This window comes from Mycoplasmopsis columbinasalis (assembly GCF_900660705.1).
GTDB lineage: Bacteria > Bacillota_I > Bacilli_A > Mycoplasmatales > Metamycoplasmataceae > Mycoplasmopsis > Mycoplasmopsis columbinasalis.
The window spans coordinates 620,614-645,408 of sequence record NZ_LR215043.1 but is presented as its reverse complement, the minus strand read 5'-3'; the positions used below and the strand labels follow the sequence as shown (position 1 = coordinate 645,408).

The following is a 24,795-nucleotide window of genomic DNA, read 5'->3' as shown; positions in this document are numbered from 1 at the left end:
AACTGAAAAAACTTTCAAACAACAAATAAAGCTTACTAAGTGAATTAATTCTTATTTTTATGAAATTTTTCACTATTAACAAATATATCTTTTGCCAACATATTTTCGTTAAAAAAATACTTTTTTTGTATTTTTAATTTTTGCATTTTTGCACCAAAACTTGAAGATTTGGTGATTTTTCGTGCAATTTTTACATTTAAAATTAATATATAATTCTTACGATTTTAACTCCTCATGAAAGGAAATTTATGAGTACAAACTACGATGCTAAAAAGTATTTGGCTAAGGTACACGCTTGATGAAGAGCAGCAAACTACCTTTCTGTTGGCCAAATGTATTTAAAAAATAATCCGTTATTACAAAGACCTTTAGCTGATGAAGACATCAAAACTTATCCTATTGGTCACTGAGGCACAATTCCTGGACAAAACTTAATTTATGCGCACTTAAACAGGGTGATTAATAAGTATGACTTAACAATGTTTTACATTGAAGGGCCTGGTCACGGTGGTCAAGTGATGATTTCAAACTCATACTTGGATGGTTCATACACTGAACTTTACCCAGAAATCACAAAAGATGTTGCTGGTTTAACTAAATTATTCAAACAATTTTCATTTCCAGGTGGTACTGCTTCGCACGCTGCGCCTGAAACTCCTGGTTCAATTCACGAAGGTGGTGAATTAGGTTACGCCTTATCACACGCTACTGGTGCGATTTTAGACAACCCAGATGTCATTGCTGCAACAGTAATTGGCGATGGTGAAGCTGAAACTGGACCTTTAATGGCGGGTTGATTTGCTTCATCATTCATTAACCCTGTTTCAGATGGTGCTGTGTTGCCAATCTTGCACTTAAACGGCGCTAAAATTTCGAACCCAACAATTTGAGCAAGAAAGAGTAACGATGAAATTACGCAACTTTTAGCTGGTTTAGGTTGAAGTGCAATTTTTGTGGAAGCTGACGCGAATAAACCAGAAGCAATTCACGCTGAAATGGCGGCTGCTTTTGACAAAGCAATTGAAACAATTCAAAAAATTCAAAAGAACGCACGTAAACAACCAGCACACAAGGCCACTCGCCCTGTGTGACCTGCTCTGATTGTGCGTACACCAAAAGGTTGAACTTGTCCACATGAAATTGATGGCAAAGTTTATGAAGGATCATTTCGATCACACCAAGTGCCTTTGGCAGTTTCTTCAGAAAACCCAAGTAAAAAACACTTGTTAAGAGATTGACTTTTAGCTTACAACCCAAGTGAATTATTTAACGAAGATGGTTCATTTAAAGAAGAATTCGCCGAAATTGCGCCACGTGGTAACAAACGAATGGCAATGAGCCCAATTACTAATGGCGGCATTTTACCAAAAGCCTTACACTTACCAACTTGAGAAAATTTTGCTCTTGATGTCAAACCAGGTCAAATCAAAGCTCAAGATATGGCAACTGCTGGTACTTGATTTGCCGAAGTTATCAAAAACAACCCTCGTAACTTTAGAATCTTTGGTCCAGATGAAACTAAGTCAAACCGTTTGTTTGATGTTTTAAAAGTAACACAGCGTCAATTCTTAGAAAAAATCGACCCTGCTTTGGACGAAGATATTGCACCATCAGGTCGTGTGATTGACTCACAATTATCAGAACACCAAGCAGAAGGTTTTCTTGAAGGTTACGTACTCACTGGTCGTCACGGAATGTTTGCTTCGTACGAATCATTCTTACGTGTAGTTGACTCAATGCTTACACAACACATGAAGTGGGTGGCCAAAGCACGTAAAGTACATTGGAGAAAAAATTACCCATCACTTAATGTGATTGCAACTTCAACAGCCTTCCAACAAGACCACAACGGTTACACACATCAAGACCCTGGAATTTTAGGGCACTTAGCTGACAAAAAACCAGAATTAATTCGTGAATACTTACCTGCTGACTCAAACACTTTACTTGCTGTCCTTGACAAAGCCTTCCAAGAACGTGATGTAATTAACTTAATTGTGGCTTCAAAACAACCACGTGAACAATGATTTGATGTGAAAGAAGCAAAAATTTTGGTAAGAGACGGAGCTAAAATTATTCCTTGAGCATCAACTTGCACACTTGACGATGAACCAGATTTAGTGATTGCCGCTTGTGGAACTGAACCAACTTTAGAAACTTTGGCTGCAATTTCATATCTGCACGCAAAGTATCCTGAACTCAAAATTAGATACGTTAACGTTGTGGACTTGCTAAGATTACGTCATCCATCAGTTGACCCACGTGGAATGCAAAACTTTGAATTTGACGCCTTATTCACTAAAGACAAACCGATTGTGTTTGCTTTCCATGGTTATGAAGGTTTAATTCGTGACATTTTCTTCTTAAGAAACAACCACAACTTGTATATTCACGGTTATCGTGAAAATGGTGACATTACCACTTCATTTGATATTCGTTTAATGAGTGAAATGGACAGATTCCACATTGCACAAACAGCTGCTAAAGCTGTTTACGGCGAAAAAGCTCGTTTCTTTATCAACAAATTACAAGAAAAAATCGAGAAACATACTGCTTACATTCACGAACACGGAATCGACATGGATGAAATTAGAAACTGAAAATGAGTGGGTGTAGATAAAATTCCACATAACCCAGAATTTGACGAACCAGAAACCAAATAAAAAGTAAAAACACAAAGCGTCTGAGGACGCTTTTTTTATGACTAAAATTTCCTTTTTCCTTGGTCATAACTAAGTTTGAGTTGCAGAACTGGATTTTGCCAATAGCATTGTGTCATAGAGTTATTTTTGTAACAAGCACCTTAAATTAGAACTCTAGCAACGTTCCTAAACCAACTTCGCTTATTCCTGACTAAAAAAGGAAAAGTTATATAATTCTTCAATGAACAAATTAATACAAAAACCTAAAATTATTTTTATTGATTTAGACGGCACAACCCTTGACAAGAGGGAGAATGGCGAAGTTTCGATTAGTCAAGAAAACATCGATGCTGTCAAAGAATGTACCAAACAAGGAATTGAAGTTGTAGTCTCAACCGGAAGAGGCGACGTACATTTTACTTGAGAACTTAGCAAAAAAATGGGTTTAACAAAAAACATCATTTTTTGAAACGGTAGTAAAGTAGTTAAAAATAACGAAACTATTTTTGCGCGTGCTATTGCACCAACCACAATTCAAAAAATGTTTGATTTAGCAGCCAAAAACGGCATTACCACAATTATCAATTCTAACTACAAACAAAAAAGTTATTCAACTTGTCTTTTTTACAAAGCTGGAATTCTCTTCCGTGGCGCAAGTGCCAAAAAATATAAAGATTTTAAGAACGATGAAGATGTTTTTAAATTAATTTTTTGACACATTAGAGGTGCTAAACTTAAAAAATTTTATGAAGCATTATTAGCAAACTTTTCAAACGAAGTAACAGTTTCTTATGCTGGTGTTAAAAATAATTATTTAGAAGTAACTGCCATAGGTTGCTCAAAAGGCGAGGCAGAAGAATTCTACGCAAAAGCAAGTAACATTGAGATTAAAGATTGTATGCACATCGGCGATTCAATGAACGACCATACTACTTGTGGTGTAGTTGGTAATGTCGTAGCTTTAGCTAACAGCGTGCCAAAGTATAAAGAAGATGCTGATACCATTAGCCCTTATCCTTGCAACACAGGTGGACTTGCTAAGACTTTGAAAAGTTTAGTGTTAGATTAATGCTTGCTTTTATTCGTTTACAATTTAAAATTTATTTTCGACAACTTTCATCTTACGTAGTTCCACTGATTTTTGCTTTTATTTATATTATTTTAAAAATTGCGTTTGTGGCTTTCTTACCTAGCGCTGAAGATGTAATTAAATTGTTTAATACTGAGTGGTTCAACGCTTATCAAGCACTATATTCATTAATTTTATGTGTTTTTTTTATAGCGACAGCAGGTGCAACGGTCTTTTACCGTTATCGAACTGAGGGAATAGAAATTCTCCTTTTTTCCAAACCACTTTCGCGCACAAAAATTTATTATGCAAACATTTTAGTTACTTTTATTTGCAGCGTATTATCCTTACTTATAAGCTTAGTGGGAAACTTGTTTAGTTTTTTAGTAGTACCACAAGTCAAAGAACAAGCTTGAATTGACACTGCAAAATTGTTGGCAGCAAGTTTACTAGCAATAATATTTTTACTTGCCTTTGCTTCTATTGTGCAATTGTTAGTAAGCCTTAAAGTGTTTCAAATGATTATGATCACTATACCTGCAATTGTGCTTTTTGTATTCAGTTTCATTCGCGCTACAGCAATATCATCGGTTTATGTTCAAACCGAAAATGCTGCAGTAATTAATATGTTTGTTTTAACTAACACAAACAATACTGACACTCAAAAGCAAAAAGAAATTTCAGCAGCTAATACAACAAAAAATCTTTCTACACTTAATTTCATTCAAGATAATTCACAGTATTTTAATTTATCTCCAATTTTACCCAACGACAATAATTTCGCTAACGTTAACGAAGCTAAAGAAGCTTGACAGAAATCAGCTTACAAGGTACTCGGTAAATTTAATATTTTTGAGGATTTTTTCAAAATTTATATCCATAATAAAAAAAATATTAAAGAAAGAATTTCAAAGAAAACTTTTGAACCAATTGAATTCATTAATCAAAATGGTGAATTCAACGCTGAAGTCTTAAAAGAATTTGGAATTGACCCCAAAAATGCAAACATTTTTAAAATTTTTAATATTAATTCGCTTAAGCAAAATTACTTTCTAAGTTTTGTTATTAACTTTGATCTGATTAGAAAAACATTAAGTGAGTTAAATAATTTAACTCCTTCCACAACATCTAGAACTTGGGATCTTTTACTTAGATCTTATTCTTTAACTGATCTGTTACTTTCTTATACAAATATTTTGTACTCAATTAATGAACTTTTAGAATTTCAAAGCAGTCAATTTAAACAAGATTTAAGCACAATGTATGACAAAACAAGTTTTAGTTCCTCAGTTACAGTTAACCAACAAACCTACAATGTAGTATCATCGGAAGAATTGTTTAAACTATTAGAGAACTTAGTGAATTCGAATGAATTACAAGAATTGGCACAAAAAACTGCTGACTTAGTTTTTTCAGAAGCAGGGTTGAGTCGTTTGGGTAATTTTAAAACGCTTTTAACTAAACTCACGCAAGACCCAACAAATAGCATTGATGAATTCCAAAAAACGCAGTTCGTAGCCAAATTTGATGAATTGAAGCAAAATTTTTACAAAACTTTTCTAAATTCATTAGCAATGAAGATTGTTTTAAATCAATTAAAAACTGATAATTTAAATTTTGATTTTCAAACAATTAAAAATAGCGTAGACACAAACAGTTCTTTGCTCAAATACTACCAAAATTCTTTCATTTTGCCAATTGTAACTGATAACAATATTTCCAGATTTCGCATTCACGAGGAAAAAGAAGAGTCATACATTCTACTTGTAGTCAAACCGCTGATTTTCTTTACTTTAATGAGTTCAATAGGTTTAATCATCGCCAGAAGGAAAAACTATAATTAGAGTGAGAAGAATAAAATGAAGAAAAAAATCAAAAATTGTTATTTAAACTGAAAAACCCGATTTGAAAACGCAAAAAAGCATCGCCAGAAAATAAAAAGCGCAAAGGAACTTGCGGCTGCAGATACGCTTGTTGACGCGGAAGCTGCTATTCAAATTCACCACTTGACTATGCCCTTTAAGGTTAAATTTGGCACTTATAAATATGCTTTGGATGATGTAAGTTTTACTATCAAAAAAGGTCAATTTCACGGTTTTATTGGCGACAATGGCGCGGGTAAAACAACAACAATTCGGTCGATTTTAGGCTTTTATTCTAATTATATTGGCAAAATTTTCATTAATTCGGAACTTGCCCAATTAGAAAAAACAAAATTAACAATTGGTTACATTCCTGAAGTTGCGCTTTTTCCTAAACAACTAACTATTCGCGAATATTTAATTGCAATGGCGAGAATTTCTAAAATTCCTAGCAAAGATGTTATTCGCAGAGTCGACGCCTTGCTCGCAGACTTTGGCTTCAACACAAGTGAATTTAATAAATCGCCAAGCCAAATGTCTTCCGGACAAAAGAAAAAAATAATGTTAATGCAAGCTTTACTTAGTAATCCAGATATTTTAATCATGGATGAACCCGTTGCAAATTTAGATCCTACTGCACGTAATGATTTTTATCAGTTAATTAAAAAGTTAAATCAAGCTGGGAAAACTATCTTTATTTCGAGTCACATTTTGCTTGAACTTGAACAATACATTGATAGTTACACCATTTTAAAAGATGGCAAAGTGCTTGAGAGTGGTATTCTTGCCGAGAAAAATAAAAATATTGAATATAACTATATTTTAGAGTTAAATGATAACAAACAAATTTTAGGTTTTCTACACGCTCGCCAAATTCAGTACAAACAAAACGAAAAAAATCTTGAAGTAAAATTAACTGACAGACAGAAATTTAGTTTACTCGGTTACATCGCTGTCGAAAAAATTGAATTGATTAAATTTTCGGAGAATAAATTCAACATTGACCAAGTATTTTTTAAAGGTTATAACTAAAAATCAGACCTAGTTTGGTCTGATTTTTTTATTAAAACTTGTTTTATTAATCAAAATAGCCGCAAAAACAAATTTTTAAAGCTAAAGGCTTCATTTCTAATAGAGAATAAAATCTCTTATAGAATTCATTAGTAAATTCATTCAATGTGTTTGCTAAATTTTGCCCGCGTTTGATTTTAAGATCAATAACAAACCCAGCATTGTCGTTATTTTTGCTATAAAGTATTTCTGGTTTGCCAACTAACTCAACCACTGGTAAATCTGCCACAAGTTGGTCTAAGAATTGGTAAAAAGTTGATTCAACAACAGTATATGCTTGCTTGATTGAATAATTTACTGTCACATAACTCATAACAATTATTTTCCTTTACCAACGTATTTACCGGTTTCACTTGAAACAACAATAACATCACCTTCTTTAATAAACATCGGTGCTTCAAGTTCGAAACCTGTTTCGACAACAACTTTCTTTTGTGGGTTGGTGGTAGTGTTACCTTTGACAGCATCTGGGGCTTCAGTAACTTTAAGTTCAACATTAACTTCGAGTTCAATGTCAAGCACTTCTTCTTGATACTTACGAATTTTAACTTGCGCGCCTTCTTTAAGAAAGTTAAGTTCTCACTCCACATGACTTACTGGAATTTCAATTTGTTCATAAGTTTCATTGTCCATTAAAACAATGTTTTCACCATCATTATATAAGTAGTTCATTGGTCTTTTGTCAATGTGTGCTTTGGCAACTTTATCGCCACCGGTGTAGCTTTTAATAGTTGTACTGCCAGTTCTTAAGTTTTTAACTTTTGCCTTCACATTTGCTTGACCACGACCTTGTTTTGAGTGCTGTGCTTCAAGTACTACAAAAATTTCACCACCGTCTTCAAAAGTAATGCCTGGCTTAAATGTATTTACATTAATTACGTCCATAAATTTCTCCTCACATCTTTTACAATTAAATGTTTGCTATTTGATTTGTTAACTAAAATTCGACCCTTTAATTTTGTTGATTCTAATTAAAATAATATTAATTTTAAAATAAAAGCACTTTTTTCTTAGTTAAAATTTGCCAATTAAGACTATAAATAAGTTAAATATACAAAAAAATAATTACCCAAAAGGCAATTATTTCTGCTGATTATAAACCGAAAAATGCTTTTAATTCACTCACTTTATTCAATCTTTCCCAAGGTAAATCTAAATCATCTCTACCGAAGTGACCAAAGTAAGCTGTTTTACCATAAATTGGTTTGCGCAAGTCTAACTCGCGAATAATAGCAGCTGGACGTAAGTCGAAAAATTGATCGATTGCGCTCAAAATCTTTTCGTCTACTTCTGATGAAACTAACCCAAAAGTGTTAATTGCGATGGATGTTGGTTTTGCTACGCCGATAGCATATGAAATTTGCAATTCAAGTTTTGGAACAATGCCAGTTGCCACGATATTTTTAGCAATTCATCTAGCAGCATAAGCAGCGGAACGGTCCACTTTTGTCGCATCTTTGCCGCTAAAAGCACCACCGCCATGTCTTGCTGCACCACCGTAAGTATCAACAATAATTTTACGTCCTGTTAAACCACAGTCTCCTTCAGAACCACCAATTACAAAACGACCAGTTGGGTTAATTAAAATTCGTTCTGGTAACCCAAAACCATATTCTTGAAGTACCTTAGCAATAATTTCAGTTTTAATAAAATCCTTAAATTCTTGTTCAACAAAATCTTCTGTGTGTTGAATTGAAACCAAAACTGTGTCAATTTTAGGGTGTTTTGAATCGGTGTAATCAACTGTTACTTGCGATTTCATATCGCTTCTAGCTCATTTAAATTTGTTGTTTGCTCGTAATTCTTCAGCTAAACACAAAATTTTGTGTGCCAAGGTAATAGCCAAAGGCATATATTCTTTTGTCTCATTAGTAGCATAACCAAACATAATGCCTTGGTCACCGGCACCAATTTCGCCATCTTTTTGTAATACTCCTTGCGAAATATCAGGACTTTGTTCTTTGACAACATTAATTGCTATTGGTAAGCAGTTTTTTGAATTTTCAAGTTGTGCTTGTGTGTCTCAGTTAAGACCAACTTGTTTGACAACTTTTTCAGCAACTTTAAGATAATCTACTTGTACAGTGGATGCAACTTCGCCACCAATTACATACATTTTACCTGTTGCCATAGTTTCAATTGCAACACGAGCATGTGGATCTTGCTTGAGAAATTCATCCAGAATCGCATCAGAAATTTGGTCACAAATTTTATCAGGATGACCCCGTCCAACTGATTCACTAGTAAATAAAATTTTATGTTTCATAATTCTCCTTTGATTGATTATGAGACATAAAGAATTAATGATTTGAAAGAAACTGTTGTTAATACATTCACATGTTAGATTTACAATCTCTCGTTATCCACCTTACACTTAGCAGGTTGGCATGCTTCATAGCTAACTAAGCTCCACAACTCTTTATGTCTAGTATTTTGTTGCTATATGATAACAAAAACTGTGCTTTAAAAAAATAATTTTGTAAAAATTTGATTTTATTTATGTTTGAAGCTATGTTATAGCCATATTTGTTAAAAAGCGATAGTTTGAACGAATCAAAAGCAAAGATAGTTATTTAAAACAAAATTTAAAGTAAATTTTGTCGCTAGGACTATAACATAAGCAGATTGGTAAAATGCAGCGTTAAAAAAAGTAAGTTGCTTTGAACTTACTTTTTTTAAGTTTGTTATTTCATTGGGACTGCTTTTTCTTTTAACGGAATTACATGAATGTGAGTGTGGAAAACGGTTTGGTCAGCCATTTCGCCAGTGTTAATAATAACTTTAAACCCAGGAATTCCCTTGTCAAGCACTTCGCGTTTGCCCAATTTACGAGCTACGTTGAAGACGTGACCAGCGGTGTCATCATCCATTTCGGTAATATTTTTACTTCATTTTTTCGGAATCACAAGGAAGTGACCAGGACGAAATGGGTATTTATCGTAAATTGCTATACATTTGTCATCTTCATAAAGAATGTCAGCTGGCAATTCACGATTAATAATTTTTAAGAATAAATCACTCATAATTACTCCTTATCGATTTCAACATATGGAGCTGTTTTTACTTCTTCAGGTAAAGTGCCAATTACATTTTCTTTAATGTGAATCTTGTAACCTAAGCGCACAAATGCTTCTTGCGCTGTTTTGAAAAGTGCATCATCATTTTGGTAGTAAATGTATGACAATTTATCAATTTGGTCTTTAAAAATGGTGTTGGCAAAAGAAAGTACTGTTACATCACCTAATTCAGCATTTTCTTCTGAAGTTTTTGGCGCTTGTTCCACACCTGCTAGTGGCACAATTTGGTTAAGGTAAGCAATTTTTACCGTTGTAGTGTTTGTGGTTTTATCTTTAACGTAAGGGTTGTATGAAGTATAACCTTTGTCAGGATCGTTTGAAATTTGAATTAAAGTTGAACGGTTAGGATCGTAGTAACCACGAGTTAAGAAGGCTTTATTTTGCGAGTCGGCAGTAACATTTTTGAGTTGTTCGTAGTCTCAGTTTAAACCATAGTCACTTACATTTGTGCGGAAACCAACATAACCAACAAGTTTGGTGTCAGGTGCACTTGAATCGCTAACTAACAAGTTAACACTTTGTGGTGTAAGTTGTTTTTGGTAAGCATCGGTATCTTTAAAGTATTCGTTGAAAGTCACCGGTCCAGAAATGTTACCAGTTTTTTGAATAAAGAAATCATCAGGTGTGCCTGGGTCGGTGGTGGTTTTTTCTCAAATTTGCACCATACGCTTGGTTAAGGCGTATTTATTTAAAAAGTAATTAGTCAAACTATATTTTGGGCTCGCTGTCACTACTCAAGTAATTTTTTCTGTGTCTTTTGACATTTTATTTAAGGTTTCAAGGTCAGACACACTGAAATATTTGTACACAGCTAACATTTTCAATATTTCGAAACGCACATTTGATTCCGGTGTTTTTCAGTAAATTCTAAACACGTTTTCTGATGGTGTGAGTAAACTTTGTGTTTTGTCAGCTAAGGTGCTTGCATCGGTTGGGTTGACATTACCCTTTGAAATTAAAGTGTTATTAAGTTCTTGGAAAAAGTAAGTGTTAGTTGCAAGTTGTTTTTCAGCATAGAAACGAAACGCCTTGTAAGCATCATTAAATAAAGTTTCACTGTATTTTTCAGGTTCAACTTCAAACGCTTCGTTGAGTTCTGCTTGCGTCATAGTTGTATTAGTTGGTTTGTAGAGTTCTTGAATGAGACCTTTAAGTCAATTTTGTTCAATTAAAGTTGCTACTTCGGCTTTTTTTAACAATTCGTCTTGTTGTAACTTTGCGATGGTGTCAACGGTGTTACCACATGAAACTGCAACCACTGGTAGAGCTGCTGTGGCAGCAAGAGCAGAAAATTTTCAAAGTTTTTTCATTGTTGTAGTACTCCGTTTCTATCTTTCTTTAAAAGTTACTAAGAGCTCTTTTAACACATCATTAATGATTTGACCAGCTGTTTTTCTTGAACCATCTGGGTTAGTTTCAGTGTGAGTGGTAATGTATGTTAAGCCGTTGCTTTGTTCAAAGCGGTCGTCAGCACCATCTTTGGCACGTTGTGTCATTCAAGCATCAACATTTTTAGTAATTGCAAGTGCTTTTGCATTAATTGAAGCCTGCATCATTTTCTTATTCAAGTTATTAACATCGTCAATTACTGCTTGTGTGTAATTAGTATTCGCTAAGGTGTTACCATTGTCATCAAGCGCATAACTATTAACTTTTGATTTAAGGAATTGGTGGAAGTCTGCATTCTGTAACACAGTGTTAAGCACATAATTTCTTTGACTTAAAGTTTGGTTAATTTGTTTTAAGACGTTGTATTTAATTGAGTTACTGAGCGTGCTATATTTTTTCTCAACAATAAAGTCACTAAGAATCATTTTGAACAAGTCTTTAACTAATGCGTTTGTTTCGCCTTCAAGTTGAGTTGGGTAAATGAGCGTTGTACCGGTCGAAGTTAACATTATTTGTGCACCGTCAAGATCTTTGAGTTTGTAGAAAGTTGAAATTTGTTCTTTTTTACTTTCTTCGGTAGCATCTTGTTTTTGGAATAAAGCAGCAAGTGGTTGCGTCACTAATTCGTCAAATTCTTCATCAGTAAGTGCAAGTTTATTGGTTGAATTATTTGCTTCTAACGCATTTTTAAGTAATTCGTTGTATTCAGTTACGATTTTTTTCTTATCTGCATCAGAAGTTGAGTCTTCGAATTTAGGAAGCGCACTTGGCACTGGGTGGTTGCTTAAATCGTCAGCGTATTTTTTCTCTCAAGCTTTTTTGTACACATTTAGCGCAATTTCTCTAAGTTTGCCAAAGTAATCAACTTCTCTTTCCGCAGAATCAGGTTGCATAGGTGAGTTTGGATAAAGTGCTGCTTTTAATTTTGGCGCCAAGAAACCGTTTTGTGTAGTTTCGCTGGCGGTTAATAAACTAGTGAGTGAATTAAGACCTGGAGAACCAAAGTTGTTTTTAATTTCGGTTGAGTCAGTTGCAATGTATTGTAAAACATCATTATAGATAGCAAGATTTGTTGGTAAAGTTTCTGAGTTAGTAACTGTGTTTTGTAATTGATCAAGATAAGTTTTCAATGGTTTAAAGTATTTTTGTACCATGTCAAAACTAAAGTTAAGTGTGTTAGCAAGTTCTCTGGTTGTTTCGTCATCAAGATATCTTTCAACTGGTCATGCGTAAATTAAGAATTTAAAAGCACTTCTGTCAACTTTTCAAGTGTCAGTGTTTTTAACTTTAGCTACTCCTGGCAGAGTAAATTGTGTAAAAATGAAAGGATCATCATTGTTTAAGTAATATTCTAAGAATTTATTCGCATTTCTTTCTGATTCAACAAAACTATCGGTCATAAAACCCATATAGTCATCGTTATACTTGAAGTAGTTGCCATCGATTTCGCCAGTTGCTGCATCTAGTTGTTCTTGCGTAATTTCTTTAAGTCATGGAAAGACCTTTTCGCCACGGCGAACTAAAATTCTTGACGAATCAATTTCACCATTTTCGTCAGTTTTGTAAATATCATTTATTGCAACACGGTCTACTAAGGTCTTGACACTATTGGTATTAAGTCTAAATCTACGCAAAGCATCGTTTTGAATTGCTTGATAAACTTTATTTTCAACTGCTTCTTCAATAGTTTTTGCATTACCGTAATTTTCAACCAAAATTTTGTTAAATTCAGTTTCTCAGTTACTAATACCAAATTTCTTGATCGTGTTTTCTTTTAAATCTTCGATTTCATTTCTGTACTGAGTTCTTAATTCGTCCAAACTTTTAAGTCTAAGGTTGTTAACTTCTTCTTCTGTGCTTGCACGTGAAGCGTTGTATAAACGTTGGTACTCAACAGATGCCTTTGCTTCTTGTTCATAAAGATAGTAAATCGCGTAACGATAAACTTCGTTTAGTTGCGCTTCGTTTTGTTGAGTTTCAGTATTTTTTAATGACTTTTCAATCGAACCAATTGTGAAGTTATTGTATGCACCACTTGGGTCTGAAAATTTATAGTAGACAGTATTTTCTGACAAGGGATCAACATAAGTTGTTTTGGTAGTGGTTACAACAATAGGAACTGTAATTCCAGTTGCAACTACTGTTGTAAGGCCAGCACCAAGTCAAATAAATCTTTTTGCTTTTCTTTTTCTTGGTTTAACTTGCACACTATCTTGTTGTGCATTTTTTTTGGTTAAACGTTCAAAGAAAGATTCTTTTCTTTTGCCCATTTTTTCCTTTCATTAAATAGTTTATGAATACTAATACAAATAAATATTTAGAATTATATATTAAAAAGAAAAAACGAAAGTAATGAAATTTAGCAAATTAACTCCTTAACTGATAATTATGAAATTTTATTATTTAAATATTTCTATAACATAGTAGTATTCGCTAAATTGTTTTTGAAAAAAACTTGCAAGTGAAACAAAAATGAAACTTCTTTACTGAGTTTTTTTGTCCCGAAAAGAAGATAATAAAATTTATGTTTAGTAAAAATCGTGGAATGCTGTTGGAAAGTATTATTAATAGAACACTGCATTATTATGAAAACAATAATTTAGCTTTTATTGAAAAGCAAATTGTGCCGATAAAATTTAAAGGCGTTGACAATGAAAGCAATTTACAAAGCGCTCACATTTATCGCAAAAGTACTGTTGATTACATTGGTTGTTTTCGAGGTAAATTTGTGGCATTTGAAGCTAAAACTACGGAAAGTAACGTAATCGAAAAAGCTAATTTTAAAAAGCACCAAATCAATTATTTACAAAAAATTCACAATGTTAATGGTGTAGTTTTTTATTTGTTATTTTTTGGATGCGCGAATGAATTTTATTTTCTTGATTTTGCTGACTTTTTGAAATTTGAGGGAAAAGCAATTCATTATAATGAAATTAAAAAAACAGGTTTTAAACTTGACCTGCTTTTTCCTGGAATCATAGATTTTTTGCCAATTATTGAAAATAAATATTTTAGAAATTAACAATATCTTTTAGGTATTTTGAAGGAGTGAATTTAACAACACGTTTTTGTGGCACATCAATTACTTCATTTGTAAAAGGATTAAGTTTTCTTAAACCGCTTTTATACTTTGTTTCAAAAATACCTAAATGTGAAAGAAGCACTTTTTCTTCAGCAATAAGCTGTTCTTTCAAAACGAATAAAAATGCTTCAAAAAACTGATCCACAGTTCTTACTGGTTTGCCGAGTTTTTTTGCAACCTCAGTAATAAATTCTTTCTTAGTCATAAAAGCCTTTCCAATTTTACTGATTTGTCCAATATATCTATATTATAGTCTTTTAGGGAAATAATGAGATTAAATTTTTATTTTTTAACAAAGAAAAATTTAATATTAATCAACTTTATCTTATTAAAAGAACTTATTAACTTAAACTGCTGTTTCTGAAATTAAGTTTGCAGCAATTTTTTCTTAGTTATTAGTAAATAATAAAATAACTATATGAAAATTTTAAAAGTTTTTGCAAAAAGACTAAAATTCACCATTTTTTTCTAAAAGTACTAAATTTTGCTAGTCTTACTTTTCAACATAAAGTGTAATTGAAAAAATAGTTTCTTTTAAGTAACAAAATTTATAAATTTTTCAAAAACATCTATTAAATAGATGTATTAGCAAAAATAAATTTAGAAAAGATTGTTTAAAAATTTCGATTTTAAAATTATTTTAAGTTGAAAAAGATTTAACTTAAACATTAAACAACAAAAACTGAGGTCTTGTTTTTTGAAATTTTCGAGACATTTAATTTAAATATTTATATATATTGATATTATTTATATTATTTATACATATTTTAAAGAAATTTATCTAATAGAAAGGAGAAGCATATGAATACTGAAGCTCAAGAAACGCAAAGCACTGAAGTAAAAGCTAAGGCAAAAAAAGTAAAGCCAGTAAAACCACCTAAATTACCAAAAATGCCTAAACTAACTAAACCTGCTAAAGAACCAAAAGTAGAAAAAGTTAAGACGAAAAAAGAAAAAGTTGCTAAAAAAGCTGAAGTTACAGTAGCCAAGGTTAAAAAAGAGAAAGTTAAGGTAACTAAAGAACAAAGAACCATAAAAGTTAAAAAACAAAAAAACTTTCATTCTTTTCAGCAATTTTGATTGTTATTGGTACTTCGGTTGGCGCGGGTATCTTCTTCAAATCGGCTAGTGTACTTAACAACTCGCAAAACAGTTTTATACTTGCTATTGTTTCGTGAATCATCGCTTCACTTGCGGTTATTGCAACGGGAATTGCTTTAATCGATATTGCTAGTGTAGGCAAAAAAGATAACTTATCTATCATTGGATGAATTAGACACTTTAATGGCGAGTTGGCTTTTAAGGTGTCAAAAAACTTTATTACATTTGTTTATTTACCAATTACACACTTCTTCTTGCCTTTTTATGTCATTTTACCTTTACAAGATGGTATTGGGGCAATTTTAGGACAACCTGCCTGAATTATTGGTTCAAACTATGACTGATTGATTTGAATTGCCGTTGCAATTGTAATTAATATTTACTTTATGTCAGTGCCTACACTTTTCTCAAAAGTTGGTGATTGACAAAACAAAATTGCAACTGTTATTAAATTCATTCCACTTTTATTTGTAATTTTCTTAGGAATTGGTTTAATTGCAACAAATAATAGTGGTTTAGATCAAGTTTCATTCACAATTGATAAACTTGCTTCTAAATCTGTTTATGCCGGAGGTACACTCAAACAAGTATACGGACTTGGTGCTGGTTTTGGTGGTTTTATCTCGGTAATGGCAATTTTCTTTACATACGATGGCTTCTACCTTGCAGCTGGTGTAAGTTCAGAAATGAAACGTCCTGAAAAAACTCCATTAGCACTATTTTTTGGTCTTGGTATCACAACTGTAATTTACATTACTATCGCTGTCTTTATGTCACTTAATGGTGGTGATTTCTCAGCGATGAAAGCATATATGGCCAAAATTATGCCGGAAAATGTTGCGGCCATCCTGTTTGGTGTGATTAACATTTTAATTGCAATTGGGGTGCTGGGAATTATTAATAACTTCGCGATGTGAACGCCGCGTTTAATTGAAAACTTGATTTTACACGGTGAAATTCCGCTTTGAAAAAAATTTATTGGCAAACTTAATTTCAATTCTCCAAGAGTTGGTGTAGTTTACTCATTTGTAACTGTCTTTCCAATGTTTATCTTACTTACTGCAATTGGAGCTTTAGGTTATATGCCATCTCCTGCTTTCTCAGTTTACAGTAACGAAATTGGTCAAAATATGAGCAGACTTTATGCTTTTAACGACTTGATTTCAAACTGAACATCATTATTTATTTTTGCCTTTGTAGTTTGTGTGCTTTTTGGTGCAATTCGTAAACATAAAGAAACAAGTTACGAAAAAGGTGAATTTAAAATTAAAGGCTTTAAAATTTATGCTTGATTCTCACTTGTTGTAGTTTCAATTTCGTTATTAGTAGCCGTAACAACTCCATTTGTTGACTTGATTTTAATGGCTTTATGAGATAAACATCTTGTAATAGAAAACTTGATGAATGCTGATCCAAACTTAACAGTACAAACAGCAACACTAAAAGCACAAGAATTATTCAACTTTAACTTAATTTCACGTTGTTTAACAGTTGCAACCCTAATCTTCTTCTTTGTTGTAAGTTTCATTCCTTCACCGATTGCAAGTGCTTACTTCAAGAAAAAATTTGGTTCACTTGAACGTTATAATTACGAAAAAGAAGTGATTATCAAACAATACAAACATCTTTACGCATAATTCATTTTAAAAACCATCGCTCGATGGTTTTTATTTGACCTGTTTTTTCAAAAAAGCTCGGGTACAAAGAGTTCACATCAAAAGAATAGATGTATTCACCCGCTTTTGTTTCATACTTTGGAAAGATAACATTAAAAGAGGTGAACCCGCCAAAATAACTTACTCTTTGTTTGATATATTGTTCCTCAGTAATAACATTCCGGTACTTAAACGCTAAGTCTCTGTTAAAGTTAGTTTGTAAATAACTATCAAAAGCAAATTTAGAAAAACCAGGAATAGTTACACCTTTAAACTTCTCAATAAGTTCTGGTGCAAGGTTTAAGAGACGAAAGACTTCGCTTTCGTTTTTTCAATATGTTTTTTAATTTTTGGCATTACTAATAAGTCTTTGCTAAGATAAATTAGCTCATCCTGATAAGAGCTTGTTTTTAGTTCACCGTTAGAGTTACGATATTGAAAGTATCAATTAGTTTCTTCACCTTCTTTAATTAATTCTAAGTCTCATTTATCATAGTCGATAATTCCTTTTTGTTCATGTTCTGGTGAAAGTAAGCGGGTGTAATTTTCAATTTTTTGGTTTTTATCTCATTGTCATAAGTCAATAATACGAATTTCTCAGTCTTTAGTACTATATTTTACTGAAATGAATAAGTCTTTGTCATTAATAAGCTCTTTATGTTTAATTTTGAACCCCAAAGACTTATCTTGCATTAAGAGATAAAATTCATAGTTAAAAACCGTCACGTCATACGTGGCGTTATAAAAATAGATATCATAGACCACTTGTTTTTTGTATGAATGGTCTTTAATTCATTTAAGAAAGTCAATGATATTAGTAAAGGAAAGCGCTCTGTCTCTATTCTTTCAGTCCTTGACTAAAAGACCCAAAAGATAAAGACGGTTCACCACTATCTCCTTTTGTTCCGTCTCATCATATATTTTTTGTTTATAAGTCTCTGTATCACAAAAAACACTTACACGTTTTTTCATACTGTAATCCTTTTTTGTTATAGAAATGTTTTAAGAAATTATATCAAAAAAGGAAAACGCATAGCATTTTCCTTAAAACTAATTATGTTAAGACTATAAGTAAAAACAAATCCATAAACTGATAAAAAGGAGTCTTAAACAATACAGTATTTTAATTTCGATAATGTTTTAACTTTACCAATAAATAAAGAAAGGAGGTTCAATTAAAACAACCATATTGTATCACAAAGATAGAGAAAACTGATGTTAGCTTTTAAAAATTTATTTTTTGCCTTCTTTACGCAATTAAACAAACGATTTTTTCTATTTTGAACACAACTCAAAATTTTTTACAAGCAACATTGTAGCCAAAATCTAAATGTTCGCAGTAAGTGAAATTTTTCAGAATACTATTTTTATATTATAATTAAGAGCTTTGATTTTTACGAAAAGGAGGTCAAATGGCTAAACTTCCAATAGTTTTTAGCGATGTCGACGGAACAATTTACGAACGCGATGCTTATGTTTCAAATTTTAATTTAAGCGTTATTAAACAAGATAACCTTAGTTTTAACATCGCAACAGGCAATCCAATTTGTCCACGTATGCTCAAACTCGCAAAACTTACAAATGCAGACTACATCATTGGTTCATCTGGCGTCCAAATTTACGACTATCAAAATAAAAAGTTTGTCTATGAAAAATACTTAAATCCTGAAATCGTCCAAGAAATCTTTGATCTAATTAAAAAATATAATGTCTCAGCAGCAGCTTGATCTTCTGAAGTTTTTTATGTTTTTCGCGAACAAGACAAAGAATTTTTAAACAAGCTTTACTTTCGAGCAGAAAATTTTGATTGAGCAACCATTTATGACCCAAATCAACCCTTAAAACCAATTGCTAAAATTGAAGTATACTTTGAAGATACAAACAATGTTGACTTACTAATTGAAGAACTTAAAAAGGTAGAAGTTAAAACAATTATTACACACATGAATGTTGAAATTATTTCCTTCCAAGCCTCAAAAGGCCGTGGTATTTATTGACTACTCGAAAATATTTTTCAAGGCACTTCACCTGATGAAGTTATGGTGGTAGGTGATAGTGAAAATGACTTCTCAATGTTCAAACGCTTCTATCATTCTTATGTAATGGACAACGCAAAAGAAGAAGTAAAAGAACGAGCAAACAATGTAACTAAAACTGTAACTGAACATGGGTTAGGTTACGCAATTTTGGATTACATTGCAAAACTAAATGGTAATTTAGAGTAGGGGTAAATGTGGCGCGTTTTATTGACCAAATTAAATTAACTTTACAAGCTGGTAAAGGTGGCAACGGGATGATTTCATTTCGCCGCGAAGCACATGTTGACAAGGGCGGACCTGATGGCGGCGACGGTGGACGTGGCGGAAACATCTATTTTGTAGGTGACGAAGGAAAAAATACCTTAATTTCTCTTTATGGTAACAAAAAAATTGTTGCTGAAGACGGTGTCAACGGTGGGCCAAAAAATATTTACGGTGCAGCTGGTAAAGATACTTATGTAAAAGTACCATTGGGCACAATTATTTACAACAAAAATAAAGTTGTTGCTGACATTATTGAACCAAATGCGCCATATTTAGTTGCTAAAGGTGGTATCGGTGGACGTGGAAATGCTAAATTTAAAACTCCACGTAACACAGCGCCTCGAATCAGTGAAAATGGTTCAAAAGGTGAAACTTTTGAAGCTAACATTGTGTTAAAAGTTATGGCTGATGCTGGTTTTGTTGGCAAACCAAGCGCGGGAAAAAGTACACTTTTAAGTGCTTTATCAAATGCAAAAGCAAAAATTGCTGAATACGAATTTACTACTTTAATTCCACAATTAGGTTTAGTTCAATTCTACGATCATTCTTTCACTATTGCCGATTTACCCGGTCTTATTAAAGGTGCATCACTTGGAAAAGGACTTGGTATTCAATTTTTAAGACACATTGAAAGATGTCGTGTCATTGTTCATATTATCGACTTTAGTACTGCAGAAAAAAATCCTATCGATGATTATGAAGTAGTTAACAATGAACTTAAAAGTTATAGTTTGAACCTTGAGAAAAAACCACAAATTGTGGTTGCAAACAAAATGGATAGTCCACTTTTTGAACAAAAATTGCAACTCTTTAAACAAAAATTCCCAGATGTTGTCATTGTGCCAATTAGCGCGCTAGAACGTAATGGCTTAGACGGACTCAAAGCTAAGCTTTGAGAAACTATCCAAGCTCACAAATTTACGCCAATTGAAGAAGAACAACCTAACGAATTAGTAGAAATTACTCTTGAAATTCCGTACAAAGTGACCAAACTTTACCATGGTTTTTACGAAATTTCTGGACCGAAAGTGCAAGAACTTTACGACAAAATTCCACTAAATTCTTACGACAATTTGTTACGTTTCAACAACAAACTTAAAAATTTAGGGGTTTGAGACGATTTGTTAAAAAAAGGTATCGAAACCGGTGACACAGTACGAATTTTTGACTATGAATTCGAATGAGATGGTAATTATTAGATCAAGTGTTGAACTTGATTTTTTTATTAAACAAACTGCTAATAAAAAATTACTCCGCTTTTTTAACAACGCTTTCATTTAATTTATATTCAATTTAACGTTTAACTCTATAATGTAGTATTATTTGTTAAAAATACACTAAATTTTCTGTTTCAAATTCTTAAAAATTTTGTTTTTTTGCAACTAAAAAGTTTTTTAAGTATGTTTTTATGCTATACTTATTTGGCTTTTATAGACGGAAACGTAATTTAATGGCAAAATATCAGCTTGCCATGCTGACTATGGGGGTTCGATTCCCCTCGTTTCCTCCATTTGATTAACTTCACCGCAAGCACTTTCAAGTGCTTTTTTTATTTCTTTAGTCGCCGTTGCTTCAGAATTTTGACTATAAATATAGATAATTTAATTTTTATATATAATTAAAATCGCTTATGCATAAAATTAAGAATTTTTTTAAGAATGTGTTTTCTCCTACTAACTGAAAGAGAGTAACCATTGCCGTAATTACCTTAATTAGTGCTATCTTAGCGATTGTCTTTGGTAGTACGTTTTATGTGTCGAAAAATGTTAACAAGTCAGTGGAATATGGTGGTGGTGTTGAATTTTTAGTTCAAGTTAAAAATTTGGACGGAACTGAAAACGTCACACAAGAATTCACCAATAACGTAGCTGACCAACTTGATAGTAGACTAACTGGTGGGGTTGCTTTTAACGGTGTAAATGTACAAACACAAAATGATGGTAAGATTACCATCACCAAAAATGGTGCTTTAAGCGATGATGAGCGGAAAAAGTTTGAAGAACTCATTACTGACAAACCAACCTTAGTGCTCACAACACTCGATATGACACCATTGTTTATCAATGGCCAATTTAACGAAAACCAAGAAAAAATAGACTATGCAAACATAAGCAAATTTGTACCACCACTCAAACCTGCTGGTGCTTCGGCTGAATATATTCAGCAAACTGGTGGTTATGAAGTTAAAGTTGACTTACTTGACAATGATGCGCAAATTGCCTGGTCAAAAGCAACCGAATACGTTGCTTCACGTGCGCCACAAAGCACAATTTTAATGTGATTAAATCTTGATGAACTTGTTCAAATTGCCAAAGATGAATTCCCAACGCAGTGAAAAGAAGCTCAAGAAAACCCATATAACTTTGTTTACGTGACCAATTCACCATTTTCGAAAGATGGTCAAAGCTTTAATAGTTTAAAAATCCACGAAATTAATGGTGAAAGTTACTTGATTTCGCAAGGTCGTGTGAGTGGTCCATTGACTGGTGAATCATTCACCATTAGTGGTCAAAACTTTACTGAGCAAACTGCGAAAAAACTTGCTTCCAACATTAATTTTGGAACTGCGAAATATGAATTAGATTTCTTATCTTCTAACTACATAAACCCTTCCACAGTGTCTGGTTCGTTTGAAAAAGCACTTTTAGCTGGTGCAATTGTATTTGCACTGATTGCAATCTTTATGATTGTTAACTACGGATTGTTAGGAGCACTAAGTACCATCTCGATGGCACTTTATATGTTCTTAACCTTATTAATGTTCACAATTTTACGCGGTGAATATTCACCAGTGACAATTGCTGCTTTAGTAATCGGAATTGGTATTGGTGTTGACGCCAACATTATCTTATTTGAACGGCTCAAGTCTGAAGTTTACGCGGGCGAAAAACTGATCAAAGCAATGAAAAATTCCTCGCGGATGTCAATGTCGTCAATTATCGATGCGAACTTAACTACGCTGATTGTTTCCTTTATTCTCTTCTATTTTGGTACAAGTACCGTTCGTGGTTTTAGCTTGTCACTAGTCTTTTCGGTGATCTTTACTTTAGTTGTAATGCTCTTTTTAACCAGATGGCTTGCTAACTTAATCGTAAGGACAGGTTACTTCAACAAACGTTTATGATTACTTGGAATCAAGTACAAAAAAATCAATAATTTAAAAGCTAACGCTCGTTACCGTCAGTTTGATTATGTAGGTAAAGCTAAGTGATTTATCTTAGGGTCAGTGCTCTTTGTAGTAATTGGCACAATTATCTTTGTTACTATTGCTGCACCTCAACAAGACGTGTGAGCTGGTTTCAACCGTTCGCTTGAGTTTCAAGGTGGGATCAACATTTCAATTGAAGGTCAAAATATCCACCTAATTACACAGCCAGAAGCCCAAGACATTCACCAGTGACTAATTGATAATCAAGAGAAACTTGGTATTCAAAATATGGCTGATGTCTTGACTATTAAGGCTACTAACTCATCAAATACTTGATTTAAACTTGACATTCAAACTTCACAAGATTTAACTAACTCAATTGATGGTATTAAAGCCGCAATTAAAGAACAATACCCTGACTTAAACGTTTGAAGTTACGGTATTAGTCCGCTGCAAGCACAAAACTTAGTGAAAAACGCTTTACTTGCTGTGGGTATTAGTTTTATTGGTATTATCACTTACACCCTTGTGCGTTTGAAATGAACTTTCTCAATTGCGGCGATTGTTGGTTTGTTGCACGATGTGATTCTTACTGTTGCTTTCATTGTGGTTACTCGTTTACAACTTTCACCAATTTTAGTAGCTGCCATCTTGTCAATTATTGCCTTCTCAATCAATGACACCATTGTTGTTTTCGACAGGATTCGGGAAAAAATTCATACTACTTCCTTCACAGGTGTTCTCACAAAAGCACAAGTGAAAGAAATCGCCAACTCGTCAATTGTTGACACAATTAAACGTAGTCTCTTTACCTCACTTACAACCATTCTCGCTGTGCTTGTCTTGCTTGCTTTCAAAGATGCAACTGCCTTTAGTTTCAACCTAGTAATGATTTTTGGTTTAGCAATCGGAGCTTATAGTTCAATCTTTATTTGTACCTGGTTATGAACTAAACTTGAAACTAGACGTCAAAAAGGTATTCAAGCCAGAATGGATAAAAAATACTGAAAACTACCAGGCCCAGACGAACAAGTCTTTGTTGGTATTAATGATTTTGTGGCCTAATTAAAAACTAAATATGCGTGGGCAACGCATATTTTTTTCAAATTCACACACACTATACTCACGTTCTTTGGGAGGTTGTTTGCAATGGCGTTAACAATTTACGAGCTTTCTCATTTACCTCAATTTAACCAACCCATCTATATTTTAGGTTCATTTGAAGCATTCCACCTAGGCCACTATGAACTGTTAAAAAGCGCGCAAAGTTTAACTGCCAACTCACAACGTGACCTGGTGTTAGTCTTTTTTGCTGATTGCGAACATTTGCCAAAAAACCAAACTATCTTTTCTGATTTAAACTTTCGAGCACAAGCTTTTGCTGACTTAAATTTTGAGCACGCAATTGCACTAAATTATCAACACTTAGCGCATTGAAATCCACAGGAGTTTATTGATGCGTTAGTCGCAAACCAAACTAACGTTGACTTTGTTTGTGGTGAAGATTTTCGTTTTGGTTTTAGAGCATCTGGTTCACCCGCAACACTAAAGGATCGTTTTGGTGCAGATAAAGTTCACGTGGTATCACAATTAAAAGTTGCAAACAAAAAAATTTCAACGACACTACTTAAAGAGAGTTTGGAACAAGGCGAAATTGAATTAGTGAACAACCTAAATATGTACAAATATGGTTTTAGTGCAAGTTTCACCACTACTTCTGAACAAGAATTTTTGGTCACTAAAGCAGACGATTTAGTTAACCTCAAGCATGGTGTTTATATTGTCAACGTTGAAATTGGTGAGTTTGTTTACTATGCTGTGCTTAAGTATCAATACAACACGCAAGCGTGAATCAAATTTCTCGATTTTAACTTTAATATAGATATATTGGTTAATTGCACAATTCAATTTATTAAGGCATTGCGTTTTTTTGACACAACTGCAGAAGTTATCACAAAGCAGGATTTAATTGAAGCTAAAAATTTCTTTATAAGTATTACAAAAACAAAATAAATATGCTAATATTTATTAGCATTATTTGCAAGACATTTTATGCTTGGTTTAAATGCAAATTTAAGCTAGGTTAAAACATATTAGGAGAAAAAAATATGATTACTAAAGCTGATAAAGCTAAATTGGTTGCAAAATTTGGCAAAAACGCGAAAGACACAGGAAACACTCTTGTACAAGTAGCAATTTTGACAGCAGAAATCGAAGATTTAAAACCTCACTTCCAAAAGAACCCTAAAGACAACCACTCAAAACGTGGTTTCTTAGCAAAAATTAATCGTCGTCGTGTGCTACTTCAACACCTTAAAAGCGAAGATTTCGATGCTTACCAAAAAGCATTGAGTGAATTAAATCTTAGAAAATAATTTCACAAAACCAGCCTCGCG

General features: G+C 33.0%; 21 protein-coding genes and 1 tRNA gene. 13 read left to right on the top strand and 9 right to left on the bottom strand.

Annotated features, from left to right (window positions below):
- Positions 1-248 precede the first annotated feature (248 nt).
- The 4 genes from EXC55_RS02625 (at position 249) to EXC55_RS02610 (ending at position 6,605) form a co-directional block, all read left to right on the top strand.
- Positions 249-2,663 (top strand): phosphoketolase family protein, encoded by a 2,415-nt coding sequence (locus EXC55_RS02625; RefSeq protein WP_129623124.1) that lies wholly within the window; start codon positions 249-251, stop codon positions 2,661-2,663.
- A 220-nt stretch (positions 2,664-2,883) separates the two neighbouring features.
- Entirely contained in the window at positions 2,884-3,711 is an 828-nt protein-coding gene (locus EXC55_RS02620; RefSeq protein WP_129623123.1) for an HAD-IIB family hydrolase, read from the top strand.
- A gap of 362 nt (positions 3,712-4,073) precedes the next feature.
- Positions 4,074-5,555, top strand: coding sequence for a hypothetical protein (locus EXC55_RS02615; protein WP_129623122.1), 1,482 nt, complete (start codon positions 4,074-4,076; stop codon positions 5,553-5,555).
- Between the two features lie 15 nt (positions 5,556-5,570).
- The gene (locus tag EXC55_RS02610) at positions 5,571-6,605 is read left to right on the top strand and encodes an ABC transporter ATP-binding protein (protein WP_129623121.1); all 1,035 of its coding nucleotides are present in this window, start codon (positions 5,571-5,573) and stop codon (positions 6,603-6,605) included.
- A 46-nt stretch (positions 6,606-6,651) separates the two neighbouring features.
- Here the strand turns inward: EXC55_RS02610 and EXC55_RS02605 are convergent, their stop codons facing one another.
- From EXC55_RS02605 to EXC55_RS02580, 6 genes are all read right to left on the bottom strand, one after another.
- The gene (locus EXC55_RS02605; RefSeq protein ID WP_129623120.1) at positions 6,652-6,957 is read right to left on the bottom strand and encodes an MMB_0454 family protein; all 306 of its coding nucleotides are present in this window, start codon (positions 6,955-6,957) and stop codon (positions 6,652-6,654) included.
- 5 nt (positions 6,958-6,962) lie between these two features.
- A complete protein-coding gene (efp, locus tag EXC55_RS02600) occupies positions 6,963-7,529 on the bottom strand; it encodes an elongation factor P (protein ID WP_129623119.1) in 567 nt (188 codons plus the stop codon).
- Positions 7,530-7,737: 208 nt separating this feature from the next.
- A complete protein-coding gene (gene metK, locus EXC55_RS02595) occupies positions 7,738-8,910 on the bottom strand; it encodes a methionine adenosyltransferase (protein ID WP_165001867.1) in 1,173 nt (390 codons plus the stop codon).
- Between the two features lie 418 nt (positions 8,911-9,328).
- On the bottom strand, positions 9,329-9,667 hold the full coding sequence (hinT, locus tag EXC55_RS02590) for a histidine triad protein HinT (protein ID WP_129623117.1): 339 nt from the start codon (positions 9,665-9,667) through the stop codon (positions 9,329-9,331).
- Positions 9,668-9,669: 2 nt separating this feature from the next.
- Positions 9,670-11,031, bottom strand: a complete 1,362-nt coding sequence (locus EXC55_RS02585; protein ID WP_129623116.1) for a HinT-interacting membrane complex lipoprotein P60 — start codon at positions 11,029-11,031, stop codon at positions 9,670-9,672.
- 18 nt (positions 11,032-11,049) lie between these two features.
- The gene (locus EXC55_RS02580; RefSeq protein WP_129623115.1) at positions 11,050-13,380 is read right to left on the bottom strand and encodes a HinT-interacting membrane complex protein P80; all 2,331 of its coding nucleotides are present in this window, start codon (positions 13,378-13,380) and stop codon (positions 11,050-11,052) included.
- A gap of 254 nt (positions 13,381-13,634) precedes the next feature.
- On the opposite strand from EXC55_RS02580, the gene recU reads away from it, so the two are divergent.
- On the top strand, positions 13,635-14,132 hold the full coding sequence (recU, locus tag EXC55_RS02575) for a Holliday junction resolvase RecU (RefSeq protein ID WP_129623114.1): 498 nt from the start codon (positions 13,635-13,637) through the stop codon (positions 14,130-14,132).
- Here the strand turns inward: recU and EXC55_RS02570 are convergent.
- On the bottom strand, positions 14,122-14,397 hold the full coding sequence (locus tag EXC55_RS02570; RefSeq protein WP_129623113.1) for an HU family DNA-binding protein: 276 nt from the start codon (positions 14,395-14,397) through the stop codon (positions 14,122-14,124). The two genes, recU and EXC55_RS02570, sit on opposite strands and share 11 nt — an antisense overlap.
- A gap of 596 nt (positions 14,398-14,993) precedes the next feature.
- Between EXC55_RS02570 and EXC55_RS03350 the strand changes: the two genes are divergently transcribed.
- Together EXC55_RS03350 and EXC55_RS02560 are read left to right on the top strand one after the other, a co-directional pair.
- A complete protein-coding gene (locus EXC55_RS03350) occupies positions 14,994-15,413 on the top strand; it encodes a hypothetical protein (RefSeq protein WP_129623112.1) in 420 nt (139 codons plus the stop codon).
- Positions 15,414-15,496: 83 nt separating this feature from the next.
- The gene (locus EXC55_RS02560) at positions 15,497-16,930 is read left to right on the top strand and encodes an amino acid permease (protein WP_129623111.1); all 1,434 of its coding nucleotides are present in this window, start codon (positions 15,497-15,499) and stop codon (positions 16,928-16,930) included.
- On the opposite strand, the gene EXC55_RS03390 is transcribed toward EXC55_RS02560, so the two are convergent.
- Complete coding sequence (locus EXC55_RS03390) at positions 16,899-17,231, bottom strand: DNA polymerase (protein ID WP_223211692.1); 333 nt, start codon at positions 17,229-17,231, stop codon at positions 16,899-16,901. The genes EXC55_RS02560 and EXC55_RS03390 overlap by 32 nt on opposite strands.
- Positions 17,232-17,248: 17 nt before the next feature.
- Positions 17,249-17,836, bottom strand: coding sequence for a hypothetical protein (locus EXC55_RS02550; protein WP_129623110.1), 588 nt, complete (start codon positions 17,834-17,836; stop codon positions 17,249-17,251).
- Between the two features lie 524 nt (positions 17,837-18,360).
- On the opposite strand from EXC55_RS02550, the gene EXC55_RS02545 reads away from it, so the two are divergent.
- The 6 genes from EXC55_RS02545 (at position 18,361) to rpsO (ending at position 24,774) form a co-directional block, all read left to right on the top strand.
- The gene (locus tag EXC55_RS02545; protein WP_129623109.1) at positions 18,361-19,173 is read left to right on the top strand and encodes a Cof-type HAD-IIB family hydrolase; all 813 of its coding nucleotides are present in this window, start codon (positions 18,361-18,363) and stop codon (positions 19,171-19,173) included.
- Positions 19,174-19,181: 8 nt separating this feature from the next.
- A complete protein-coding gene (gene obgE / locus EXC55_RS02540; RefSeq protein ID WP_129623108.1) occupies positions 19,182-20,450 on the top strand; it encodes a GTPase ObgE in 1,269 nt (422 codons plus the stop codon).
- Positions 20,451-20,687: 237 nt separating this feature from the next.
- Positions 20,688-20,761, top strand: a tRNA-Gly gene (locus EXC55_RS02535).
- A gap of 120 nt (positions 20,762-20,881) precedes the next feature.
- Positions 20,882-23,464 (top strand): protein translocase subunit SecDF, encoded by a 2,583-nt coding sequence (secDF, locus tag EXC55_RS02530; protein ID WP_129623107.1) that lies wholly within the window; start codon positions 20,882-20,884, stop codon positions 23,462-23,464.
- An 84-nt stretch (positions 23,465-23,548) separates the two neighbouring features.
- A complete protein-coding gene (locus EXC55_RS02525) occupies positions 23,549-24,412 on the top strand; it encodes an FAD synthase (RefSeq protein ID WP_129623106.1) in 864 nt (287 codons plus the stop codon).
- Between the two features lie 95 nt (positions 24,413-24,507).
- Complete coding sequence (gene rpsO, locus EXC55_RS02520) at positions 24,508-24,774, top strand: 30S ribosomal protein S15 (RefSeq protein ID WP_129623105.1); 267 nt, start codon at positions 24,508-24,510, stop codon at positions 24,772-24,774.
- The last annotated feature ends 21 nt before the right edge of the window (positions 24,775-24,795 follow it).